Below are 19028 nucleotides of genomic sequence, written 5' to 3'. Positions count from 1 at the left end.
ACAAGAGCGACGCCGAAGCGTCAGGCGGCGCTTCGGCTCAGAACCAGGTCGCCGCCGGGGCCGGTTTCGACATTGAGGCCGAGCGCCGCGGCCAGGGCTCGCGCCAGGCCGTCGGGATCGGTGACCTTGAGCCCGCCGCTGACCTGCAGGCGCCCAAGGCCCGTGTCCGCCAATCGGATCTTGCGGCCGCCGTAGCGATCGGCCTCGGCCAGGACCTGGGTGAGCGGCGTGTCGTCGAAGATCAGCATGCCGGTGGGCCACTGGCGGTCGCGCGACGGCGCCGGCATGGGCGCGCTTTTCCGTCCGCTCGTCAGGATCAGGCACTGGCCGGCGTCGATCCGGGTGCGACCGCGCTGGAGCAGTCCACCGACTTGGGCCTGGACCTCGCCCCGCAAGATCGAGACCTCGACGCTCTTGTCGCCCTTGTCGCCCTTGTCGCCCTGCCGGCGCAGGTCGAAGGCTGCGCGTTCGGCGACCACCTGCGCCCCGTCGGCCTCGATCTCCAGCGGGCGGCCGGACTCGACGCGGACCCGTCCGCGTTCCAGCACCAGATGCGGCCGGTCCCCTCTCGTGGAGGCGGCAAGAACCGTGTCGGTGTCGAGCACGACGGTCAGGTCGCGAGCCAGGACGATGGTTCGGATCTGGCCGGGCGCGGAGACGTAGCGCGCCTGCGGCTGGGCGCCGGCGCTCGGCGCCCAGGGCGCCTGCGAGATCGCGATGGCGCCGAGGACGAGGCCGGCGGCGAGCGCCGTCCACCACACCGCGGGTGGCGGGCCGCGGCGGTCGGCGCTGGTGCGCAGGCGCAGGTCCGAAAGCCGTGAATGGCCCAGGATCGCCGACTCCTCGAAGCGCTGGACCAGGCGGTCATAGGCGTCCTGGCGCCCGGGGCCGGCGCGCCAGGCGTCGAACTCGGCGCGCGCGGCGTCGGCGCCGGGCCCGCGCATGCGCGCGAACCAGGCGGCCGCCTCGCGGCGCAGGTGCTCTTCGTCCCCCGGGGTCATGTGGCGATCCTAGGGCCGGCCGAGGCTGCGGTCGACGGCGGCGATAGCCTTCATCATGTGCTTTTCCACAGCACTGACGCCAATCCCGAGGGCGGCGGCGATCTCGGCGTAGGTTTGACCGTCGAGGCGGTGGCGCAGATAGACCTCGCGGGTCTTGGGCTTGAGCTTGAGGACGGCGGCCTCGTGGCGTTCAAGCAACTGGCGCGCCTCCAGCATGAGATGCGGGTCGCCGTCATTGGCCGCGTGCAGTTCCGGCTCCAGGACCGCGTGAGTGCGCTCGCGATGGCCCGAGACGCTCTTGGCCCGGTCGCGCAGCAGGTTGCGGGCGATGCGGGCGAGATAGGCCTCGGGCTTTTGCAGCATCTTGCGCCCGGCCGCGTCGGTCAGGCGCAAGAAGGCCTCCTGGGCCAGGTCCTGGGCTTCCTCGCGGCTCGTGCGCCGGGACAGGAACCGCACAAGCGCGGGGGCCTGGCGACGGAAGAGCGCGTCGAGCTGGCGATGCGTGTCGCTCTCTGCTTCGGCCAGGACGGGGTCGACCGTGTCCATGGTCATCGGCGCGAGATCCCGCGCCGAGGGTCAGTGTTTCGAAGTCTGGTCTCTGCTCGCCTAGCCACGTCCGCCTCCAGGAGAGGCGTCGGCTCCGGCGGGGCCGGATCCTTGAGACCGAGCTTGAGTGTGGAGCGGCCGTCATCGACGGCGCCGCCGGCGCAGCACACCGGTCGCGCCGGGGCGGAGCCGAACGCGAAGCGGTTGGTTCAAGCGAGGTTCTCACGCCTCGACGCCGCGCTTTCAGCGGCGTGCGATGAGTCTAGAACGCGGTTCGGCCAAATGGCAAGCCGCTGCCACTGGGCGCGGGTGTCATTGCCGAACGGCGCGGCGCCGGCGGCATGTGGCGACCTCAGGCTAGGCGGGTGAAGGCGCTTTTGCTGTTGCGGGCCTTGGCGGCGGCCTGGGCCAGGACCGGCTTCAGGTGCTCGGCCTGGGCCAGCGCCAGCCGCACGCAGGTCACGCCTCGAGCCCCGGCCCCGCCTGCCTGGGGCGAGAACACGCCGGGCGCCGCGGCCAAGGCGGCCGCCTGATCCTCGGGCGAAAGGCGCAGCACAGCGAAGGCCGCCGGTGACGTCGTCGCCGTTCCAGCGGTAGCCGCGAGCCTTGAGTTTGTCCTTCTGCTCGAACGGCGAGCGGTCGGCGACGATGCGCCAGGAGGGTTGGCGGGCCGTTTCCAGCATGTGGGCCAGGGCGGGCCGGCCGTCCCGCAGAGGGCGGGTCAGGACCTCCAGTCCGGCCAGGCAGTCGTTCTCGGCCCGGTGGCCGTCGAAGAAGAAACCACACCAACTGGCCAGCACCGAGAGCTTGGTCCCTTCGGCCCCCTCCCCCTTCCAGTCGACCTGGCTCATCGAGCAGGCCCAGCCCTTGAGCTTGAAGGCTTCGGTGAGGCGCTCGGCGAAGGGGCGGTCGAAGGCGGCGTTGTGGGCCACGACGATCACCGCCGAGGCGACGAAGGCGGCGACCAGGGCCGGATCGATGTGATGGCCTTCGACCATGGCGTCGGTGATGCCGGTGATCTGGGTCACCTCGGCCGGGATCGGCTTGCTGGGCTGGTTCAGGGCCACGAACGGGTCGTGGACGGCGCAGAGGCGGCCGTCGGGGTCGTAGTCGAAGGGGATCATCGCCAGTTCGATGATCTCGTCGCGGAGGGTGTCGGTCCCCGTGGTCTCGGTGTCCAGGAAGATCCCGCGCTTGAGGGTGGCCGGGTCGGCGCCGGTATGCAAGGTGCAGCCCTCGAACCGACGCAGCAGACGATAGCGACCGCTGGCCTCCAGTTGGGCGGCCATGGCCTCCAGGGCGGCGAGATCGGGCGATGCGGAGGCGTCGTCGGGCATGTGGGCTCCGGGAATCGTCGAGGCCATCCTGCCATACAATGACGGGATGGCCTCTCGGACTGCGGTCAGCTTGCCCACCACACCGCGCAGGTCAGGCTGACATTGGCGCGCACCAGCCAGGTCCGACGGTCGAGGGTCAGGATTTCCCGGTTGCTCCAGTGGTTGCAGCCCTTGCAGAAGGGGGCGATGTACCAGCCGGTCAGGTCGACGGGCTTGACGTGGGCGCCGACCTCGGCCGGACCCGAGCAGCCGACGACCGCGCAGGTGAAGCGTCCGCCGCCCGAGCCGCACCGCCAATGCTCGATCCAGCTTCCACACCAGCACAGGTGACGGGAGGTGCCTTGAAGGTTCCGGACTTGGAGAGGGCCGCGGTCGTCCGCGCGCATCAGGAGGGGCTTCATATCGTTCTCCATCTTGCGGTGGAGAGGACATGCGCCACCGCTCGCTGTTGCGAAGCTGGTGGTCTGCCGCAGATCGGCAGTATCGGCTCGGGGGCGGATGTCTCCCGGCCCGGCGTCCACGTGGAGGGGCGTGCATAGCGCCCCGGGACCCATGACCGGATATGGGGCGAGCTTGGCCGTCGACAAGGGGGCGGCCTGCGGGGCCTTGGCGGAACTAAAGCACCCGCCCGCAGTTGATGCGGGGTCTTCTTCGGAAGACCGCGGCCCGGCCCATACGCCCCCCCGACGACAGGCGCCGGGCCGCCTCTCATCCCCCTACCCTCGCCCGAAGGATCGGATCGGCGGCTCGGCCAAAGCGGGTGCGATCGCCGACAGGATGCGACCAACTTGGGGTCGTGGGCTGTTGACTCTTCGGCGCTCTGGAATGAGAACATTTCAGGAACACGGAGATTGTCATGTCCACCCAACGCGCCGGCCAGCGCGCGAGCCCGCACGCGCCCACGGCCGAACGGATCCTCACCCGCACGACCGTCAAGCTGCGGCGCGTGCGCCAGTATGGCGGCGCCGACCATGACCGGACGCTGATGTTCACCTTCGAGGGCGGCACGCGGCGCGCCCAGCGCAGCCGGTGCAGTTTCATCGACAAGGAGCGCGTGCCCGCGTTCGAGGGCGAGGAGGCCTGGTTCGAGGTCGAGGAGGTCAGCGCCAAGCCCTGGCCCTTCTGGCGGGCCGTGCGCCAGGTGGCGGGGCCGGGCGATGCCTGAGCTTTCCGACCAGCAGCGGCGCAAGATGGCCGAGCTGGAGCCGCGGTTCGCCGCGCTGCGACTGGTCGACGCCCTGGAGCGGAAGATGGAGATCGTCTTTCGATGCACGGCCTGCGGGACCTCGCGCAGCTGGCGGCGCGACGTGATGCTGGGCCGGGCCCGGCGTCTGCTGGGGATGACCATGGCGGATATTCAGCGGCGCACCCCCTGTCCGCGCTGCGGCTACCGGATGCCGGCCATGGCGCCCAGCGGCGGGGTGCTGGATCCGGGGGACCTGGCCGAGCGGTTTCGGTGGGAGGTGATCACCGCCCTGTCCGAGGCGGGCCTCAATCCAGTCGACTACGGCTATGGCTGGCGGCCGCCGGCGACGGGACGGTGAGGCTTGGCCGACATGGACCCCAGGACCGGCAAGCTGGCCTGGCTGACCATCACCTGCGTCTGCGGCCATCGGGTTCACTGGACCCGGGCGGTGATCATCGCCCGGGCCGGCGAGTGGATGCGGCCGGCGCAATTGCGCGCGGCCCTGCGCTGCACGGTCTGCGGCGCCAGGGGCGCGGGGATCAGCCTGGACGGCCGCCGGGCTTGAGCCGGGGGCGTCCGCCGCGTCCGAACGGTCAAGCCCGGGCCCCTTTTCACACCCACACCCATCGCTTAGCGTTTCAGCGACCTCGGGATGGGGAGCGCCCATGTGCAACATCGAAGAGCTCTATTACGACATCTTCGGCTGGGCCCGGGCCCACGAGGACCTGCTGCGCCGCAGTCTCAGCCTGCCCGGCGGCGTGGCGTTCGACGCGGCCAATATCGACCTGGGCTACAGGCAGTTCACCTACCCCAACTACAGCAAGCCTACCGTGCGGCTGGGCCCTGAGGGCGGCCATGAGGTCGCCTTCGCCCGCTGGGGCATGCCCTCGTCGAAAAAGCGGATGACCGAGCTCGTCGACAAGCGGATCGCGCGGCTGACCGCCCAGGGCAAGCCGCACGACGATGTCGAGACGATGCTGAAGCGCGAGCCCGACCCCGGCGTCACCAACATCCGCGACCTGGACAACCCGCACTGGCGGCGCTGGCAGGCCGTGGAGAACCGCTGCCTGGTGCCCGTCACCGCCTTTTGCGAGCCCGACCAGGATTTCACGCGGTCGGGCAAGGAGGTGTGGTTCGCGCAGAACGACAACCGACCTCTGGGCTATTTCGCCGGGATCTGGACGCCGCACGCCTGCGTCAAGACCCTCAAGGCCGGCTGGGAGGAAATGGAGGTCTATGCCTTCCTGACCACGGACGCCAACGACGTGGTCGCTCCCTATCACAAGAAGGCCATGCCGGTGTTCCTGCGCACGCCCGACGAGGTGGAGACCTGGCTGAGGGCGCCGTGGGCCGAGGCGCGCCAACTTCAGCGTCCGCTGCCGAGCGATCAGCTCAAGCAGATCGAGCGACCGGCCAGGCGCGACGGGGATGCCGCCTGAGCGGTGCGCCGTAGTCTGGGCGCGGGTGAGACCATACCCGCGGGCTTTCGAGGCCGTCAGCTATGTGGGTCCAGGGGCGGAGGTGTAGTGGGCGGTTCGGCCAGCATCGCGTCGAGCAGACGTTGCGAGAGGGTGTCGTAGAGGGCGCGGGCGGCGGGCTTCCGGCGGCTCCAGTCGAAGAACCCGGTGATGTCGGCGTTGGAGACCGGGACCTTCCAGAGGATGCGCAGCCAGGCGACCGCCTCGTCCAGGTCGGTCTTGTCGGGTTGGGCGTCAGGCGAGAGGGTGGCCATCGGGACCTCCATCCGGGCGTTGAGATCACGCTTGAACCGTGCGCTGGCGCCTTTAGCGAAAGCCTGGACATCCGCGCCAGCCGCCCGGACGGCGGTGCGGGCCAAGGCTCGGCCGCGCCTGGACTTTAAGTCGCATGGGCGGGCTGTTCAATCAGTGGTGTTGGTGGTCGGTGATAGCGATTTTGGCGTAGGTGGCGTTAATTTAATTTAGTAATATCAATAAGTTGTATGGGTGTCCCAGGCTTTCGCAAGGCTGGCGAAGGATTTGGGCGTCGCCGCCTGTGGCGGCCGGGCTCTAGGCGGCCGGGCCGCCCCGAGCCCCCTCCCCTCCCCTTTTCGGGCCGGGTCGCGGTCTCGGCCCTGGCGGGTTGCGATCCCTGACGCGGGGCTGGGTCAGGCGCCCTGCCCGGCTTCATGGGCCAGTTGGGCGAGGCGCTCGTCGCAGACGGTGCGGACCTGGACGATCAACTGCTCAACCGTGGCCTTCAGGTGCGCCAGCTCGTCCAAGGTGATCTCATAGGTGTCCTGGTTGTAGCGGGCGTCGACATAGGCGCGCTTGAGCTTCTGGAAGGGCTTGCGCAGGGCCCGGGTCTCGCGCGGCCACACCGCCGCCAGGGACGGGGCCTTGCTCTCGGCCAGGGTGCGCAGGAACTTGATGTTGTGCGAGCGCGGCGCATAGAATCCGGTCAGCAGCAGCACGGCGATATAGGCCGCCTCGGTGGCCTGGTGCAGGTTGAAGGCGGCCTTGTGCAGCCAGTCGTTCGCTACGTTATCCAGGCTGTACTCCGCGATTTGGAGTTCAGCCGTCTTTATCGACGTCCGGATGGTGGCGAAGATCTTGGTGTAGTGCCGCTGGCCCAGCGCCAGGGCCGCCTGGGCGGTCAGGGGCTTGAGCGGACTGAAGGCGTGGCCGGGGATCTCGTAGAGCACGATCCCTTGGTCGATGACCTCGCGGAAGAAGTAGAGGCCGGCGTCCAGGCTCTGGTTGATGTCGTCGAGGTCGTTGACCATCAGGTTGACGATGCGGCCGATGGTCGGGTCGTGCTCGATGCGCTGCTCGGTCTCGAACCAGTAGTCGGCGATGTCGGTCAGCTTCTCGTCGCTGACCACCACCAGGATGTCGAAGTCCGACAGGTAGCCGGTCTCGGGGGCGTCGACGAAGTCGCCGCGCGCATAGCTGCCAAACAGGATGATCTTGTAGATCTTGGCGCCTCGGCGCCACGGCTGCGTGCCGCCGGCCAGGGCCGCGTCGAAGCCGCGCAGCAGGTGGCCGGTGATGGCCTCCAGCTCGGCTTGCTGGCGATCGGGCAGGTGGTCGAGATTCGATTTCATCACGTCCGAGTCTCGCCGAGCCGGCCTTGCGGAACAAGGCTTTTGACGGTGTCCGGTTGGGGCGTCGGCGTCAGGAAGCCGGGCGTTGAGAACGCGTGAACCACGCGCGTCGGCGCCTTTAGCCCGAAGGCTTGGACATAGCGCCGACCACCCGGCAGGGCCGTCTTGGGGCCGTCGCTTGGGCGACGGCGGGTTCTGGGGGCGCCGAACTGGCGTGGCGCGTCCTCGAACGGATGCGACGCTAGGTTGCGTTTGACGTTGGCGCAATACCCGAATTTTAGGGGGTTGGAAAAGGAGGAGCCAGGGACGCGGCGGGCGCGCCGATCGGGCGCGCTGAGGTGAGCGGCGACCATGTCCTCTTCTGTGATTCCGTCTGTGTACGAACAGGTTTCCGGCCGTGCTGGCGGCTGGTCCGAGGCGCGTGTGGAGCGCCTGAAAGCGCTCTTGGCCCAGGGGCAGAGCGCCAGCCAGATCGCCAAGGCCTTGGGATCGGTGAGCCGCAATGCGGTGATCGGCAAGATCCATCGCCTGGGCTTGGCCGGCCGCAAGCCGCCCTCGGGCCCGGGGCGACGGGCAGCCACACCGGTGCGGTCCGCGCCACGGCGCTTGGCGCCCTCCCCGCCCCCGACGCGGCCGGCCGGCGGTCCGCCGGCGATGTCGGCCGCGGCGCTGCGGCGGCCGCGGCCCGCGCCGGTCGATGCGATCGGGACGGTGCGGGATCTGGCCGCCCTGCCCCGCCATGCCTGCCGCTGGCCGATCGGCGATCCCAAGGACCCTGCCTTCAGCTGGTGCGGACGGTCCGCGCCCATGACCCCGACGGGAAGGTCGCCGTACTGCGAGGGCCACAGGGACCGCGCCTATCGGTCGACTGCGGGCCGAGGACCGTATCCCGGAGCGGGCGGACCGGACCGGCGGGCGGCCTGACGGGCCTGGTCAGGGGCTGGGCGGAGACGGCCCTGCGGCTCGGGCGACCTCGCCACCGTCCGCGGGACCGCCGCAAGGGACGCTGCGCTCAAAGCCCCTGCGGCGGCCCGGGGCCGGCGGCGCGGAGGGCGGTCGCGAGCCGAAGGGCTCGTTCCGTCCTCAACCCCTCGGGAGTCTTCCCATGACCTTTCATCCCCCTCCCCTCACCGGTCCGCTCAGCCCGCTCGAGGCCCAGGCGCTCGACCTGGACGATCCGCGGCCCCATCCGCCCGAGGACGCCTTGGTCCAACTGGGTCAGGTGCTGATGACCGAGTTGCTCGACCTGATCGGCGAGACCGCCCTGGAGGACTTCCAGGGCGTGTTCTGCGAGGCGCTGATCGGAGCCTTCCACTCGGCCTCCCTGCGCATCGACCGCGAGGCCGATCGCGGCCGTGACGAGATCAACCGCCTGCTGCGCGACTTCGACGCTTCCGAAGTGGCCGACACCGACCTGCAAGCGGCCACGGCCCGGACCCGCGCGGCCGACGTGGCGGTGCTGGCCGCCGACCTGGTGCGCGACGCCGCCGCCGAGGCCTACCGGGTGGCGACCGGGGAGGTCTGGACGCCCTGGCGCGGCAGCGTGCGCGGCTCGCGCGTCACCGCCGCTCAGGTCGAGGCCCGCGAGGCCGTGCGGGCGATGAAGGCCCGTCGCCAGCAGGCCGTCGATCCGGGCTGCGCGGTGATCGCGTTCCGGGCCGCGCCGGGCGCCGACACGGCGCTGGACGGCGGTCGGATCTTCGACGCCCTCAACTGGGCCCACCAGACCTGGCCGGACATGGCCCTGGCCACCTGCGGCGCCCGGGGCGGCGAGACGCTGGCCATCAGCTGGGCCAAGCAGAAGCGGGTCAAGCTCGTCCTGGCCAAGCCCGACTTCGACGGCGTGGGCCGGGCCGCGCCGTTCAAGGCCAATGACGCCATGCTCGACCTGGAGCCGGTTTGCGTCCTGACCCTGGCGGCCAGCCTGCAACCACACCTTGGGGAGGCGGCTCGGCCCTTCGGTCCGGCCCTGAACCTGGCGCAGAAGGCGGCCGAGCGCGGTATCCGCTGCGTGCCGATCCGCCCCGCCAAATAGGGCTTCGGCGGCGCGGTGTTCATCGCCGCGCCGTCTTTGCTGTCTGGCCCGTTGGAATGAACCCGGAACGGCGACCCAGATCTAGCGGTCGCCGGCCTTAGCGCCACGACGCCTTGGGGTTGGCGATTCGTTCGCCGTGAACGCTTGGGCGAGGCCGACGACGGCCTGGGAGAGGGGCTCCGGCCGCCTTGGCCGCGCGCGTGCGGATTGACCTCGACAGGACCTTCGCCTGGCCAAGGCCCCTGCCCGGCAACTTCGGCCCGGGCCCGCTGGAGACCCGGTCACGGCGGCGCGGGGCCTGCCCTCGTCCGGCCTTGGCGCGGTGGCGGCGACCCGGACTGAGCGTCCGTCCGGCCCCTTGGGCGGAACTTGCTGGCCGGCGTCGGCGGCGCCGGCCGCGCCTTGGGATCAGCAGGTCTTTGGCGTCTCCCCGGTGCGGGGCCTGGAGGTCGCGCGAGCCCTCGCCGCGATCGATCACGTCGTCCCTAGGGCGGGGCGGGCCGGGTCCAAGCCGACCTGGCGGGGCCAGGCGCTCTGGCCGGAGCCTCCGGCCTTCCTGCGCTGCGCTCCGTGCAGGCCGGCGTCCAGCCGCCGCGGGCTTGGGCCCGACCCTCTTCCCCGCCCTGGCAGGGCCCGTGATCGCGGCGAGGGCCGCGGACCGCCGGGACTTCTCCCGGCGGGAGACGGAGAAAGACCATGCTGAACAAGGCGCAACTGATCGGCTTCACCGGCGCGGACAGCGAGATCCGCACCACCCTCAAGGGCAAGAAGTACGCGGTGCTGCGGGTGGCCACCAGCCGCTACACCAAGAAGGACAACGAGCGTCAGGACTTCACCACCTGGCACCAGGTCGAGGTCTGGAGCCCGGGCACGGTGAAGTGGCTGGAGGGCCGGGGTCTGGCCAAGGGCTCGAAGGTCTATGTCGAGGGCGAGATCCGCAACGAGCGCTACACCGACAAGGACGGCAAGGAGCACTACTTCACCAAGATCGTCGTGGCCGGCCCTGGCCATGAGCTCAAGTCGCTCGACCGTCCCGAGGCCAATGCCGAGTCCGAGCCGGGCGAAGAAGGCTGATCCGGCCGGCCCGCCCCGATCCGCGGGGCGGGCCGCTGCGGTCACTGATCCCCCGTGGATTGCCGGCACGTCAGGCGGTCGGCGGCGACAGCGCGCCGCTCTCGTCCTGGGCGTCTTGGGCGTCGTCGGGATCATCGGCCAGGTGCTCGGCGCAGAGCTTGCGGACGAGCGCGGTGGCGGCCGCGGCCTCGAGGCGTCGCTTGTCCTGGAGCTCCGCGGCGAAGGCGGCGACGACGTCCCAGATCTTGCCTTCGAGCGTGAGGGCGATGTCGGCCTCGTATTCGGCGAGCTGACGATCGTCGACCTCGGCGCTGATCTCCGCCAGCACCTGGCGGGCGAGCTGGTAGTCGACCTGGGTCGCGGCCCGAGTTTCGCGCGGCGTGAGGGGGATGTTCCAGAGCTTGGCGGCGTGGGTCTCGGCCACGCCGCCGGCGACGAAGGACCAGATCAGCGTCTGACGGGCCTGGACACGGCCGGGATCGGTCAGGGTTCCGAGACGGACCGTGTCGAGCCCGATGGCCGCCGCGCCGAAGCCGCGGCCGGCGAGGGTGACCGCGCCCGCCAGGATGATCGGCTGGTCCTCGTCGCCGAGCGCGAACACCGCGTGAGCGGCCTCGTGGACGGCGGCGAGGCGGTCGTCTTCGTCTGGGGTGCGTGGACGCGGCATATCGGCTCCTGGCGTGGCGGGCCGGCCTCTAGCGGCCGCTCGCGCGCCAGGCAAGAGCGCGCCTTGGTCACTGATCCACCGACAAAAGATGGAAGTTGCCACATGGCAACTTTCCGGTCGGCGGCCGCGCCGTCGTCAGAGGCAGGGCGTTCGGCCCGGAGTTGCCACGTGGCAACTCGGGCGCGTCCCGCTTCGGCCAGGCCAAGAACAGGGGCTAGGGCAGGGCGGGCTTTTGCCTCGGCCGGGCCGGGGGCGCACAATGGGGCCAGCCATGTCCAAGCGCGCGATTCGTAATCAAGAGTTCGATCTCTTCATCCCCCAGGTCGCCGATCTCGCCTGGAAGGACCAGCGCGAGCTGATGGAGCGGCCGTTCTTCTCGCTGGGCAAGCGCAAGCGCCTCAAGCCCATCGAGTACGTCTCGCCCGACGGCGACGTCCACGTGCGGGTTAGCGCCAATCCCCAGTTCGGCATCGCCACCATCTGGGACGCCGACATCCTGATCTGGGCGACCTCGCACCTGAACAAGCTGCGCGACCGGGGCGACAACGACATCCCGCGCACCATCCACACGACCTCTTACGACCTCTTGAAGGCCATCCACCGCGACACTGGCGGCACGGCCTATCGCGAACTGCAGGCGGCTCTGGAGCGGCTGCAGTCGACGACCATCGAGACCAGCCTGCGCGCGCCCAAGCGCAACAAGCGCGCCCAGTTTGGCTGGCTCGACGAGTGGACGCTGGACTCCGACCCGGTCACCGGCGCGCCGCGCGGCCTGACCCTGACCCTCTCCAACTGGGTCTATGAAGGGCTGATGCGCGACCGGGCCCTGCTGACCCTGCACCCCGACTACTTCCTGCTGACCGGCGGCCTGGAGCGGGCCATCTACCGCATCGCCCGCAAGCACGCCGGCGACCAGGCCGACGGCTGGACCTGCCGGGTCAGCGTCCTCTACGACAAGTCCGGCAGCGAGGGGCCGCTCAAGCAGTTCACCTACCTGCTCAAGAAGATCATCGCCGCCGACAGCCTACCCGACTACGCGCTCACCCACGCCACGACGCGCGACGGCGCCGCGGCCATCCACTTCATCCGCCGCGACGCGGCCGAGCGCGCCCGAATCAAGGCCGAGCTCGAGGCGATGGCGGCGGCCGATTCGCGCCGGGCCCTTGAGGACGCCCGCGCCGCGACGCTGGACGCGCGGATGGAGGGCCGGCGACGGCCGTCGGGGGATCAGTGACCTTTTCCTCGGGGGATCGGTGACCGGTCCATCGGGGGATCAGTGACCCCGGTGACGGGGGATCGGTGACCGGTCGGTTTGGCGACCCCTTGTGGGGCTTGGCTTTGAGGGCCGTCGCACGCTGCTTAACCCTTCTAACTTTCGTCAATAACGATCTCTTCTAACGGGGCGAGGGGAGTCGTTGCGAGCGCGACGCGCCTCGAGCCTTTGGGGGCTCGACGCGACGCTTGGCGTTAAGGTTTTGTTCACGCTCTCGAACGACAACTTTGCAAAGATCGTCTAGTCTCGTCGAAATTTGCAAAGTGGAGGGGGTGATGACCGCGACCGCCTTGGCGCCCGAGCAAGCCACCGGACCGGTGCTGCTCGACGCCCTGAACAATCTGACCAACCGCGCCGACGACGTCATCGCCCGGCTGCGCGCCACGGTGTTCGCGCCCGGCGTCGAGAAGATCGTCGACACGCGCTTTCCGATCAGCAAGGCCGCCGAAATGGTCGGTAGGACCCCCGAAGCCATTCGCCAGGCGGAGGCTGACGGAAAACTACCGACGCCGCGTATGACCGAAGCGGGCCGTCGGGAAGGGTATAGCCTGGCCGAGGTCAACGCCATGCGCGACCACTTCGGCACCCGGCCGCGGCGGGCCGAGGGCGACCCGCCGATCGTCCTGGCCGTGCAGAACTTCAAGGGCGGCGTGGGCAAGTCGACCCTGACCTGCCACATCGCTCAGTTTCTGGCCCTAAAGGGTTATCGCGTCGCGATTATCGACTGCGACAGCCAGGCGTCCTCGACCACGGTGTTCGGGTTCAATCCCGACATCGACATCAACGACGACGACACCCTGCTGCCGTTCTTCCGGCACGGCGACGAGCCCAATCTCGACTATGCGGTCCGGCCGACCGGCTGGGCGGGCATCGACCTGATCCCGGCCAATCTCGGGCTCTACCAGGCCGAATACGAGGCCGCCGCGCGCATGCGCGGTAATCCCGCCGTGCTCGACCGCCTGCGGGCCGGTATCGCCGGTATGGCCGATCGGTATGACGTGGTCCTGCTCGATCCGCCGCCGGCGCTGGGCATGATCTCGCTGGCGGTGCTGCGGGCGGCCAACGCCCTCCTGATCCCCACGCCGCCCTCGACGGTCGATTTCGCGTCCACGGCCCACTTCCTGCGGATGATCGTCGACACCCTTGGAGTCCTTGACCAGTACGGCCTGGGCAAGAGCGGCTACGAGTTCCTGCGGGTGGTCGCCACCAAGGTCGATGAGGGCAAGAGCGCCCACATTTCGATCCGCGAGATGATGGCCGCCGTGTTCGGCGCGGACATGCTGACCAACTCGCTGCTCGACTCGGCCGAGATCGACAACGCCAACGTCCAACTGCGCACGGTCTACGAGGTCTCCAGCGGGGGCCGCGTCCACGAGCGCTGCCGCAACAATCTCGACCGTCTCAACGGCGAGATCGAGATCCTGATCCGCAAGGCCTGGCCGAGCCATCGCGCCGACCTGCGGCGTCTGGGCGTCGCCTAGGAAGAGGGGAGGGGACCATGGCGTCCACCACGGGCAAGAACCGCAGCATCCTGGCTGGCCTGGTCGGCGAGGCGCCGTCGCCGGCGGTCACCAATCCCCCGACCACGCCCGCCTCGGCGGGCGGCGCGGAAGGCGCGCCCGCGTCGGCCTCCATACCGCCGCGAGTCAGCGACCGCATGCTGGGCCTGGCCCGGGTGACCTCGGGCGACTACCAGGAAAAGACCCTCAAGCTCGTCGACCCGGCCCGCTGCCGGATGTGGGCGCGGCATAACCGCAAATACGACCTGCTGACGCCGGAGAACACCGCCGAGTTGCTGGAAGGCCTGCGGGCCCAGGGCAAGCAGGAGTTCCCGGCCATCGTGCGCCGGGTCACCGATGATCCCAACTTCGACTATGAGGTCATCGCCGGCGCCCGCCGCCACTGGGCGGTGAGCTATCTTCGCGCGGTCGAGCACCGCGAGATCAAGTATCTGATCGAGGAGCGCGAGCTCTCCGACGAGCAGGCGTTCCGCCTGGCCGACATCGAAAACCGCGCCCGCAAGGATCTCTCCGACTACGAGCGGGCGGTCGACTATCTGAGCGCCATCGACCTCTACTACGGCGGCGTGGCCTCGCGTATGGCCGAGCGCCTGGACCGGCCCAAGGCCTGGCTGTCGCGGTTCCTGGACCTGGGCCGACTGCCGACCGAGGTGGTCGACGCCTTCGGCGATCACCTGCAGGTCCTGGAAAAGCACGCCCGCGACCTGAAGCCCGTCCTGGCCCAGAACCCCGAGCGCGGCCGGGTGATCGCCGCGGCCAAGAAGCTCGCCGAGCAGCAGGCCCGGCGGCGCGAGACCGGCGAGGCCTATGTCGAGCCGGCCAAGGTCATCGCGGCCTTGCGCAATGCGGGGCTGGGCAAGGCCGAGGCTCCGGCGGCGGCCGGGGAGATCCGAGTGATCAAGGCCGGCGCGGTGACCCTGTTCACCGTCAAGCCCAAGGGACCGACCAAGGCGGTCCTGGAGTTGGCCCTGGACGCGGGCGTCTCCAACGCCGACTTCATCGCCGCTCTCGAGGCCGAACTGGCCCGGCTGCGGCCGAGCGCCTGAAGCGCGGTCCATCACCGATCATGAGAACCCCGCCGCTCCGCCGGCGGGGTTTTTCGTTGATCGCGTCCGGAGTTGCCACGTGGCAACTTTCACGGTGGATCGGTGACCGCACGCGTACACGCGGCTCGGCCAGGCCTCCACGCCCGTCGCCGCCGTGGCGCGACGGCCGCGCCCCGCCCGACCCCTGACCTGGTCCCAGTTTCCCCCGGGCGCCTTTTTGGCGACTTTCACGGTGGATCAGTGACCGGCCTCGACGCCTACCGCCCCTGGGACCCCCGAATTCTGAGGGATTGCGCCTGCGGCGCGCGGTGGAGGAGGCTCACGCCATGCGCGTCTCCGGTGCTCTCGTCCTGGCCGCCCTGATCCCCGCGGCCCTGGCGCTGGGGGCGGCCCTGCTCGACGCGCCGCTCGTCCTGCTCAACACCACGCCCAGCGAACCGGTCGGGCTCTATCGGCGCGTCGCCGCCGAGCCGCGGCCGGGCGCCCTGATCGCCTTTCGGCCGCCGCCGGCCGCCCAGCCCTACCTGCGCGTCGCCCAGCCGGGGCGGGCGCGCGGCAGCATCCTGAAGAGCGTGGCGGCGGGGCAGGGGGCGCGGGTCTGCGCGGACGCATTCCTTTCGGTCGACGGACACCGCCTTGGACCGATCGCCGTTCGCGATCGAGGCGGGCGGGCCCTGCCGCGCTGGCGCGGGTGCAAGCGCCTGGAGGCGGGCGAATATCTGGTCTTCTCGGGCCGCATCCCCAACAGTTTTGACAGCCGATACTACGGGGCTGTCCGAAGGTCGGAAATTCTCGGCGTCTACGCCCCCCTTTGGACCTGGGGCGCGTGAGGGCGCGCCCGGCGCTTTGCGGCCTCCTGGGCCTCCTCCTGAGCCTCCAGGGCGGTTTCGCACGCGGTGAGGACCTGCCGGGCGTCGCCCGCGCCGATCTCGTGGCCGCCCTGACCGCGCCAGGGGCGCGCGAAGCCATCGCCCGGGTCGCAGTGGCCGAGGCGGCCAGTCAGGGTGACAGCGGGCTCCTGGCGGTCGTCTACACGATCTTCAACCGGCTTTCCGACGGGCGCTGGGGAACGAGCCTGGATCAGGTGCTCAACGCCCGCGCCCAGTTCGAACCGGTGCTGCGCGCCGGCGGCGACTGGCGCGCCTTGCCGGCGGCCAGTCCGGTCCAGCGGGCGCGGGTCAACACCCTGATCAATCTGGCGCTGGAGGGGCGCGCCCCCGATCCCACCGGTGGAGCGCTGTGGTTCCAGAACCCGCGTATTGTCGCCGCGCGCGCCGCCGCCGGCCAGGTCTCGGCGCGCCTGGTCCATTTTGGCGGTCGCACGCCCAGCGCGGTGATCGGCGACCACGCGTTCTATCCGGCTGCCCCCGTCGCCGGGACCCGTCCGACGATCCCGCTCCCGGCCCAGGCCCCGGCCGAGCCAGAGCCGATCTTCGTGCCCAGGACCGCCTTGGAGCCGCCGGCGCCGCCGGCGTCAGGGGCGCGCGGCCTTTTCGTATCGCGGGATGGCTCCTTGCGCTGATCGGGGACCGGGCGAGCGCGCGGTCGCCGAGGCGACAGCCGGCGCGCTGACCCTACGGCCGACGCCTTGTTCGCCGTCCTCCCGGCCGCTGCCGGCTTGCGCCGGGCGCGTCCGTCGGCCGGGCGTCCATGGGATGGGACCGGCCGGGCTGACGCGATCGCCACGCGATCCCGCCGCCGTCGTCTGGCGACGGCGTAGCCCGTCCTACTGACCCTGGGGGCGACGTTATCCCATCGTGTCACGGACGACCCGAAGTCAACGGCTGCGCCGTTCCCCTGCGCGCCCGCCGGGCGGGCGCTGCGGTGACTGCGGGACCCCGTCCGTGGCCCTCGGGGCCAACGTCGCTCACGAGGAGCGGCGGCTTGGAGGTTTCACGATGTTCAACCTGTTCACCGCTTTCAATGCCCGCATCGCGCGGCTCGCTCCGCTGGCGTCGTGCGCGGCCGAACCTGTCCTTGGCCAGGACGACTTCGACGAGCATGTCTGGACGCGGCAAGCGCACCTGTCGGAGCTCGAACGCGCCGAGCACTTGGCCGAGGCGGCCAAGCGTCAGAGCGAGCAGGCCCGCATCCAGGCGATCTGGGACGCCCTGGAGGACGAGGGGCGCTGGACCATCCTCGAGACCCTGGACAGGTTGAACGCGCGCGGCGGGCTCGAGGACCACATGTTCTTCGACCAGTGGCTGGCCAGCCGCATGGACGGCTACGTCGGCGACTGACCCGGGGGGCCTTGGCCCCCCTTTTGTCGCCGACGGCGATCAGCGCCGTGCTCGCTCCCGGCGCCCGGCGGTCGGGGCCTATCGGCTCCCCCGACCCGCTGGGCGCGGTCGCGTCGTCCTCGGCTTGAGCGACGCTGTCGCTGGGCCTGGTCGAGGCCAGGCCGCCGCCGGTCCGGGCGGACCGGCGCTCGGTGCGCCGGCGTGGCCGGCGCGGGCGGTTCTTGGCGGCGCCCGATGGGACGCGCGCTGACGGAGCCGGCGAAGACGCAAAGAGGAGCGTCTGCGGCGTTGTCCCATCCTGCCACGGTGACCCTGCCGTCAACGGCTGCGCCGTTCCCCGCCGCGGCCTGACGGCCGCTCTGGTGACCGCAGGGACCCCACCGGGACCGGTTCGGTCGGCGCCGCTCGCTGGGAGCGGCGATGCGGAGATCAGGCATGGCGAAGGTGTTCAATATGCGGTTCGGCGCGCCCGTCGGCGCGGTGTACTGCGGTCGCGGGAGCAAATGGGGCAACCCGTTCAGGATCGGCGTGGACGGCGACCGCGACGCGGTCATCGCCAAACACGAGCGGTGGCTGGCCAGCCAGCCTGGGCTGCTGGGTTCGTTGGACGACCTGCGCGGCAAGGATCTGCTGTGCTACTGCGCGCCGCAGCGATGTCATGCGGACCTGCTGCTGGAACTGGCCAACGACTCACGTCGGGCGCGCATTGCCTGGTGGCGCCGGGCGCGAGGCCAGACCTGATCCGGGCCGGGCGGCTTCGCGGTCGAGCGGGCCGGGGGCGGCCTTCGGCGCGCCCCTACCGCCAAGCCTGGGGCTCGCTTGCCTCCCGGGGACCGCCGCTGCGCGCACGATCCCCGTCGGCGCGCGTCCGACCGTAGGCCCGCCTCGCTGGCGAGCGCCTTTAAGGGCGCTCGTCGCCGTCGACTTGCGACGGCGCGGCTTCGGCTACTGAGCCTGGGGGCGCCTCTTCCAAGGATATCCTGTCACCCAGCCCGTCAACCCGCTGGCGCGGGTTCCCCTCCGGACGCGCTGCGCGCGCCTGCGGTGACGGGCCGGGGCCCGACAGGAGGGGAGGGACAAGGCGCTCAAGGGAGCGTCGATCCAGCCGGAGTTGTCCCATGTCCTCGACCGAAATCAGCCACGATGTCCGTGAGATCATCGCCGACCACATCGCCAGCGGCCAGCCGCGCTACAGCAACACGTTCTACTTCCCCGGCGGGTTCATCCGCCGCTGGACCGATGACGAAGCCGTCGCCAAGGCCCAACTGGAGATCGACGCGGCCGACCCGAACCTGAAGTGGACCATCGCGTTCGACCACATGACGGTGCGGGACCTGGGCGTCGTCTTTCCGCCGCACGGCAAGACGGCCGAGCAGCTGAAGGCCGAGTGCGACGAAGCCCTCGATCAGATGTGGGCGCGTTGGGAAGCGGCTGAACGCTACCGTCATGGAGGGGGGCGCTAGGCCTCCTTTTTGCGCCGTCGGGGCTTCGCGGCGGCGCCCGTCTTGGCGTCCTCGTCCAGCCTTGTGGCGGCCATGGCGTCGAAGTCGGGCAGGGCGGGGACCGCCCGCGCCTTCACCGGGGCGATGGCCAGGCCCAGGGTCTCGGCGATCGCCAGCCGATCGCGGGGGCGATGGACGCGGGCGTCGACGATGGCCAGGAGCCGCGCCAGCAGCGGGTCGTCGGGGTCCTCGGCGGCCTCGGCCAGCAGGGTGGTCCCCAGCACGATCTTGGCCCGGGTCTCGCGCTTGCGCTCGGTCTGGTCGAGCAGGGCCTCCAGGCGTTCGACCCGCGCGCGCCAGACCGCCAGGCGCTGCTCGTCGTCCTCGATCCTGGCCAGCGGCGTCACATGACCTCGGTTGCGGGGCAGCGAGCCGCGCACGCCCGACAAGGCCTCGCGGGCCCGATGCTCGCGGTCTGCCAGAGCGACTTCCAGGGCTTGCAGGCGGCGCTGGCGAGCGGCCGGACTCTCGGGGCGGCGAGGGGGACGCGGCGCGGGAACGGCGGGGTCGGTGGACATGGCGGCGAGCCGGTTGAAG

The 19028-nt window shown here is 70.6% G+C and carries 23 protein-coding genes; 15 read left to right on the top strand and 8 right to left on the bottom strand.

Annotated features, from left to right (window positions below; all coding sequences use genetic code 11):
* Positions 1 to 20: 20 nt before the first annotated feature.
* The 4 genes from ASC70_RS21135 to ASC70_RS21120 all read right to left on the bottom strand — a co-directional run bounded on the left by ASC70_RS21135 (position 21) and on the right by ASC70_RS21120 (position 3285).
* Positions 21 to 1001, bottom strand: coding sequence for a FecR domain-containing protein (locus ASC70_RS21135; protein WP_056054234.1), 981 nt, complete (start codon positions 999 to 1001; stop codon positions 21 to 23).
* Positions 1002 to 1010: 9 nt separating this feature from the next.
* On the bottom strand, positions 1011 to 1553 hold the full coding sequence (locus ASC70_RS21130) for an RNA polymerase sigma factor (RefSeq protein WP_056054230.1): 543 nt from the start codon (positions 1551 to 1553) through the stop codon (positions 1011 to 1013).
* Between the two features lie 203 nt (positions 1554 to 1756).
* Positions 1757 to 2884 carry a 3'-5' exonuclease gene (locus ASC70_RS21125; protein ID WP_235519482.1) on the bottom strand — a complete coding sequence of 376 codons (1128 nt, stop codon included), beginning with the start codon at positions 2882 to 2884 and terminating at the stop codon, positions 1757 to 1759.
* Between the two features lie 65 nt (positions 2885 to 2949).
* Positions 2950 to 3285, bottom strand: coding sequence for a hypothetical protein (locus ASC70_RS21120; RefSeq protein ID WP_056054227.1), 336 nt, complete (start codon positions 3283 to 3285; stop codon positions 2950 to 2952).
* A 455-nt stretch (positions 3286 to 3740) separates the two neighbouring features.
* Between ASC70_RS21120 and ASC70_RS21115 the strand changes: the two genes are divergently transcribed.
* From ASC70_RS21115 to ASC70_RS21100, 4 genes are all read left to right on the top strand, one after another.
* Complete coding sequence (locus ASC70_RS21115; protein ID WP_056054224.1) at positions 3741 to 4049, top strand: hypothetical protein; 309 nt, start codon at positions 3741 to 3743, stop codon at positions 4047 to 4049.
* Positions 4042 to 4428, top strand: coding sequence for a hypothetical protein (locus ASC70_RS21110; RefSeq protein ID WP_056054221.1), 387 nt, complete (start codon positions 4042 to 4044; stop codon positions 4426 to 4428). The genes ASC70_RS21115 and ASC70_RS21110 overlap by 8 nt, the downstream gene beginning before the upstream one ends.
* Positions 4429 to 4440: 12 nt before the next feature.
* The gene (locus ASC70_RS21105) at positions 4441 to 4635 is read left to right on the top strand and encodes a hypothetical protein (RefSeq protein ID WP_056054218.1); all 195 of its coding nucleotides are present in this window, start codon (positions 4441 to 4443) and stop codon (positions 4633 to 4635) included.
* Positions 4636 to 4735: 100 nt separating this feature from the next.
* Positions 4736 to 5509 carry an SOS response-associated peptidase family protein gene (locus ASC70_RS21100; protein WP_056054215.1) on the top strand — a complete coding sequence of 258 codons (774 nt, stop codon included), beginning with the start codon at positions 4736 to 4738 and terminating at the stop codon, positions 5507 to 5509.
* Between the two features lie 56 nt (positions 5510 to 5565).
* On the opposite strand, the gene ASC70_RS21095 is transcribed toward ASC70_RS21100, so the two are convergent.
* Positions 5566 to 5802 carry a hypothetical protein gene (locus ASC70_RS21095; RefSeq protein ID WP_156396277.1) on the bottom strand — a complete coding sequence of 79 codons (237 nt, stop codon included), beginning with the start codon at positions 5800 to 5802 and terminating at the stop codon, positions 5566 to 5568.
* A 393-nt stretch (positions 5803 to 6195) separates the two neighbouring features.
* Complete coding sequence (locus tag ASC70_RS21090) at positions 6196 to 7134, bottom strand: HEPN domain-containing protein (RefSeq protein WP_056054209.1); 939 nt, start codon at positions 7132 to 7134, stop codon at positions 6196 to 6198.
* A 351-nt stretch (positions 7135 to 7485) separates the two neighbouring features.
* Between ASC70_RS21090 and ASC70_RS24655 the strand changes: the two genes are divergently transcribed.
* The 3 genes from ASC70_RS24655 (at position 7486) to ASC70_RS21080 (ending at position 10243) form a co-directional block, all read left to right on the top strand.
* Positions 7486 to 8058: a GcrA family cell cycle regulator gene (locus ASC70_RS24655; protein WP_082539941.1), complete on the top strand. Its 573-nt coding sequence runs from the start codon at positions 7486 to 7488 to the stop codon at positions 8056 to 8058.
* Positions 8059 to 8239: 181 nt separating this feature from the next.
* Complete coding sequence (locus ASC70_RS21085; RefSeq protein ID WP_056054205.1) at positions 8240 to 9169, top strand: DUF2493 domain-containing protein; 930 nt, start codon at positions 8240 to 8242, stop codon at positions 9167 to 9169.
* Positions 9170 to 9865: 696 nt separating this feature from the next.
* The gene (locus ASC70_RS21080) at positions 9866 to 10243 is read left to right on the top strand and encodes a single-stranded DNA-binding protein (RefSeq protein WP_056054202.1); all 378 of its coding nucleotides are present in this window, start codon (positions 9866 to 9868) and stop codon (positions 10241 to 10243) included.
* Positions 10244 to 10313: 70 nt separating this feature from the next.
* Here ASC70_RS21080 and ASC70_RS21075 read toward each other — a convergent pair whose 3' ends face one another.
* Positions 10314 to 10910, bottom strand: a complete 597-nt coding sequence (locus tag ASC70_RS21075; protein ID WP_056054199.1) for a hypothetical protein — start codon at positions 10908 to 10910, stop codon at positions 10314 to 10316.
* Between the two features lie 271 nt (positions 10911 to 11181).
* On the opposite strand from ASC70_RS21075, the gene ASC70_RS21070 reads away from it, so the two are divergent.
* The 8 genes from ASC70_RS21070 to ASC70_RS21035 all read left to right on the top strand — a co-directional run bounded on the left by ASC70_RS21070 (position 11182) and on the right by ASC70_RS21035 (position 18452).
* Entirely contained in the window at positions 11182 to 12144 is a 963-nt protein-coding gene (locus ASC70_RS21070; protein WP_056054196.1) for a replication initiator protein A, read from the top strand.
* Positions 12145 to 12458: 314 nt separating this feature from the next.
* Positions 12459 to 13664, top strand: a complete 1206-nt coding sequence (locus ASC70_RS21065) for an AAA family ATPase (protein WP_056054193.1) — start codon at positions 12459 to 12461, stop codon at positions 13662 to 13664.
* A gap of 17 nt (positions 13665 to 13681) precedes the next feature.
* The gene (locus ASC70_RS21060; RefSeq protein WP_056054190.1) at positions 13682 to 14749 is read left to right on the top strand and encodes a ParB/RepB/Spo0J family partition protein; all 1068 of its coding nucleotides are present in this window, start codon (positions 13682 to 13684) and stop codon (positions 14747 to 14749) included.
* A gap of 326 nt (positions 14750 to 15075) precedes the next feature.
* Positions 15076 to 15579, top strand: a complete 504-nt coding sequence (locus ASC70_RS21055; RefSeq protein WP_056054188.1) for a S26 family signal peptidase — start codon at positions 15076 to 15078, stop codon at positions 15577 to 15579.
* The gene (locus ASC70_RS24650) at positions 15576 to 16271 is read left to right on the top strand and encodes a cell wall hydrolase (RefSeq protein ID WP_235519479.1); all 696 of its coding nucleotides are present in this window, start codon (positions 15576 to 15578) and stop codon (positions 16269 to 16271) included. The genes ASC70_RS21055 and ASC70_RS24650 overlap by 4 nt, the downstream gene beginning before the upstream one ends.
* A 376-nt stretch (positions 16272 to 16647) precedes the next feature.
* Positions 16648 to 16989 carry a hypothetical protein gene (locus tag ASC70_RS21045; protein ID WP_056054185.1) on the top strand — a complete coding sequence of 114 codons (342 nt, stop codon included), beginning with the start codon at positions 16648 to 16650 and terminating at the stop codon, positions 16987 to 16989.
* A 435-nt stretch (positions 16990 to 17424) separates the two neighbouring features.
* Positions 17425 to 17730: a DUF4326 domain-containing protein gene (locus tag ASC70_RS21040; RefSeq protein WP_056054182.1), complete on the top strand. Its 306-nt coding sequence runs from the start codon at positions 17425 to 17427 to the stop codon at positions 17728 to 17730.
* A gap of 377 nt (positions 17731 to 18107) precedes the next feature.
* A complete protein-coding gene (locus tag ASC70_RS21035; RefSeq protein WP_056054178.1) occupies positions 18108 to 18452 on the top strand; it encodes a hypothetical protein in 345 nt (114 codons plus the stop codon).
* Here the strand turns inward: ASC70_RS21035 and ASC70_RS21030 are convergent.
* Complete coding sequence (locus ASC70_RS21030; protein ID WP_056054175.1) at positions 18449 to 19009, bottom strand: hypothetical protein; 561 nt, start codon at positions 19007 to 19009, stop codon at positions 18449 to 18451. The two genes, ASC70_RS21035 and ASC70_RS21030, sit on opposite strands and share 4 nt — an antisense overlap.
* Positions 19010 to 19028 lie beyond the last annotated feature (19 nt).

This window comes from Caulobacter sp. Root343 (assembly GCF_001425745.1).
GTDB lineage: Bacteria > Pseudomonadota > Alphaproteobacteria > Caulobacterales > Caulobacteraceae > Caulobacter.
This window is presented reverse-complemented; position numbering and strand designations above follow the sequence as displayed.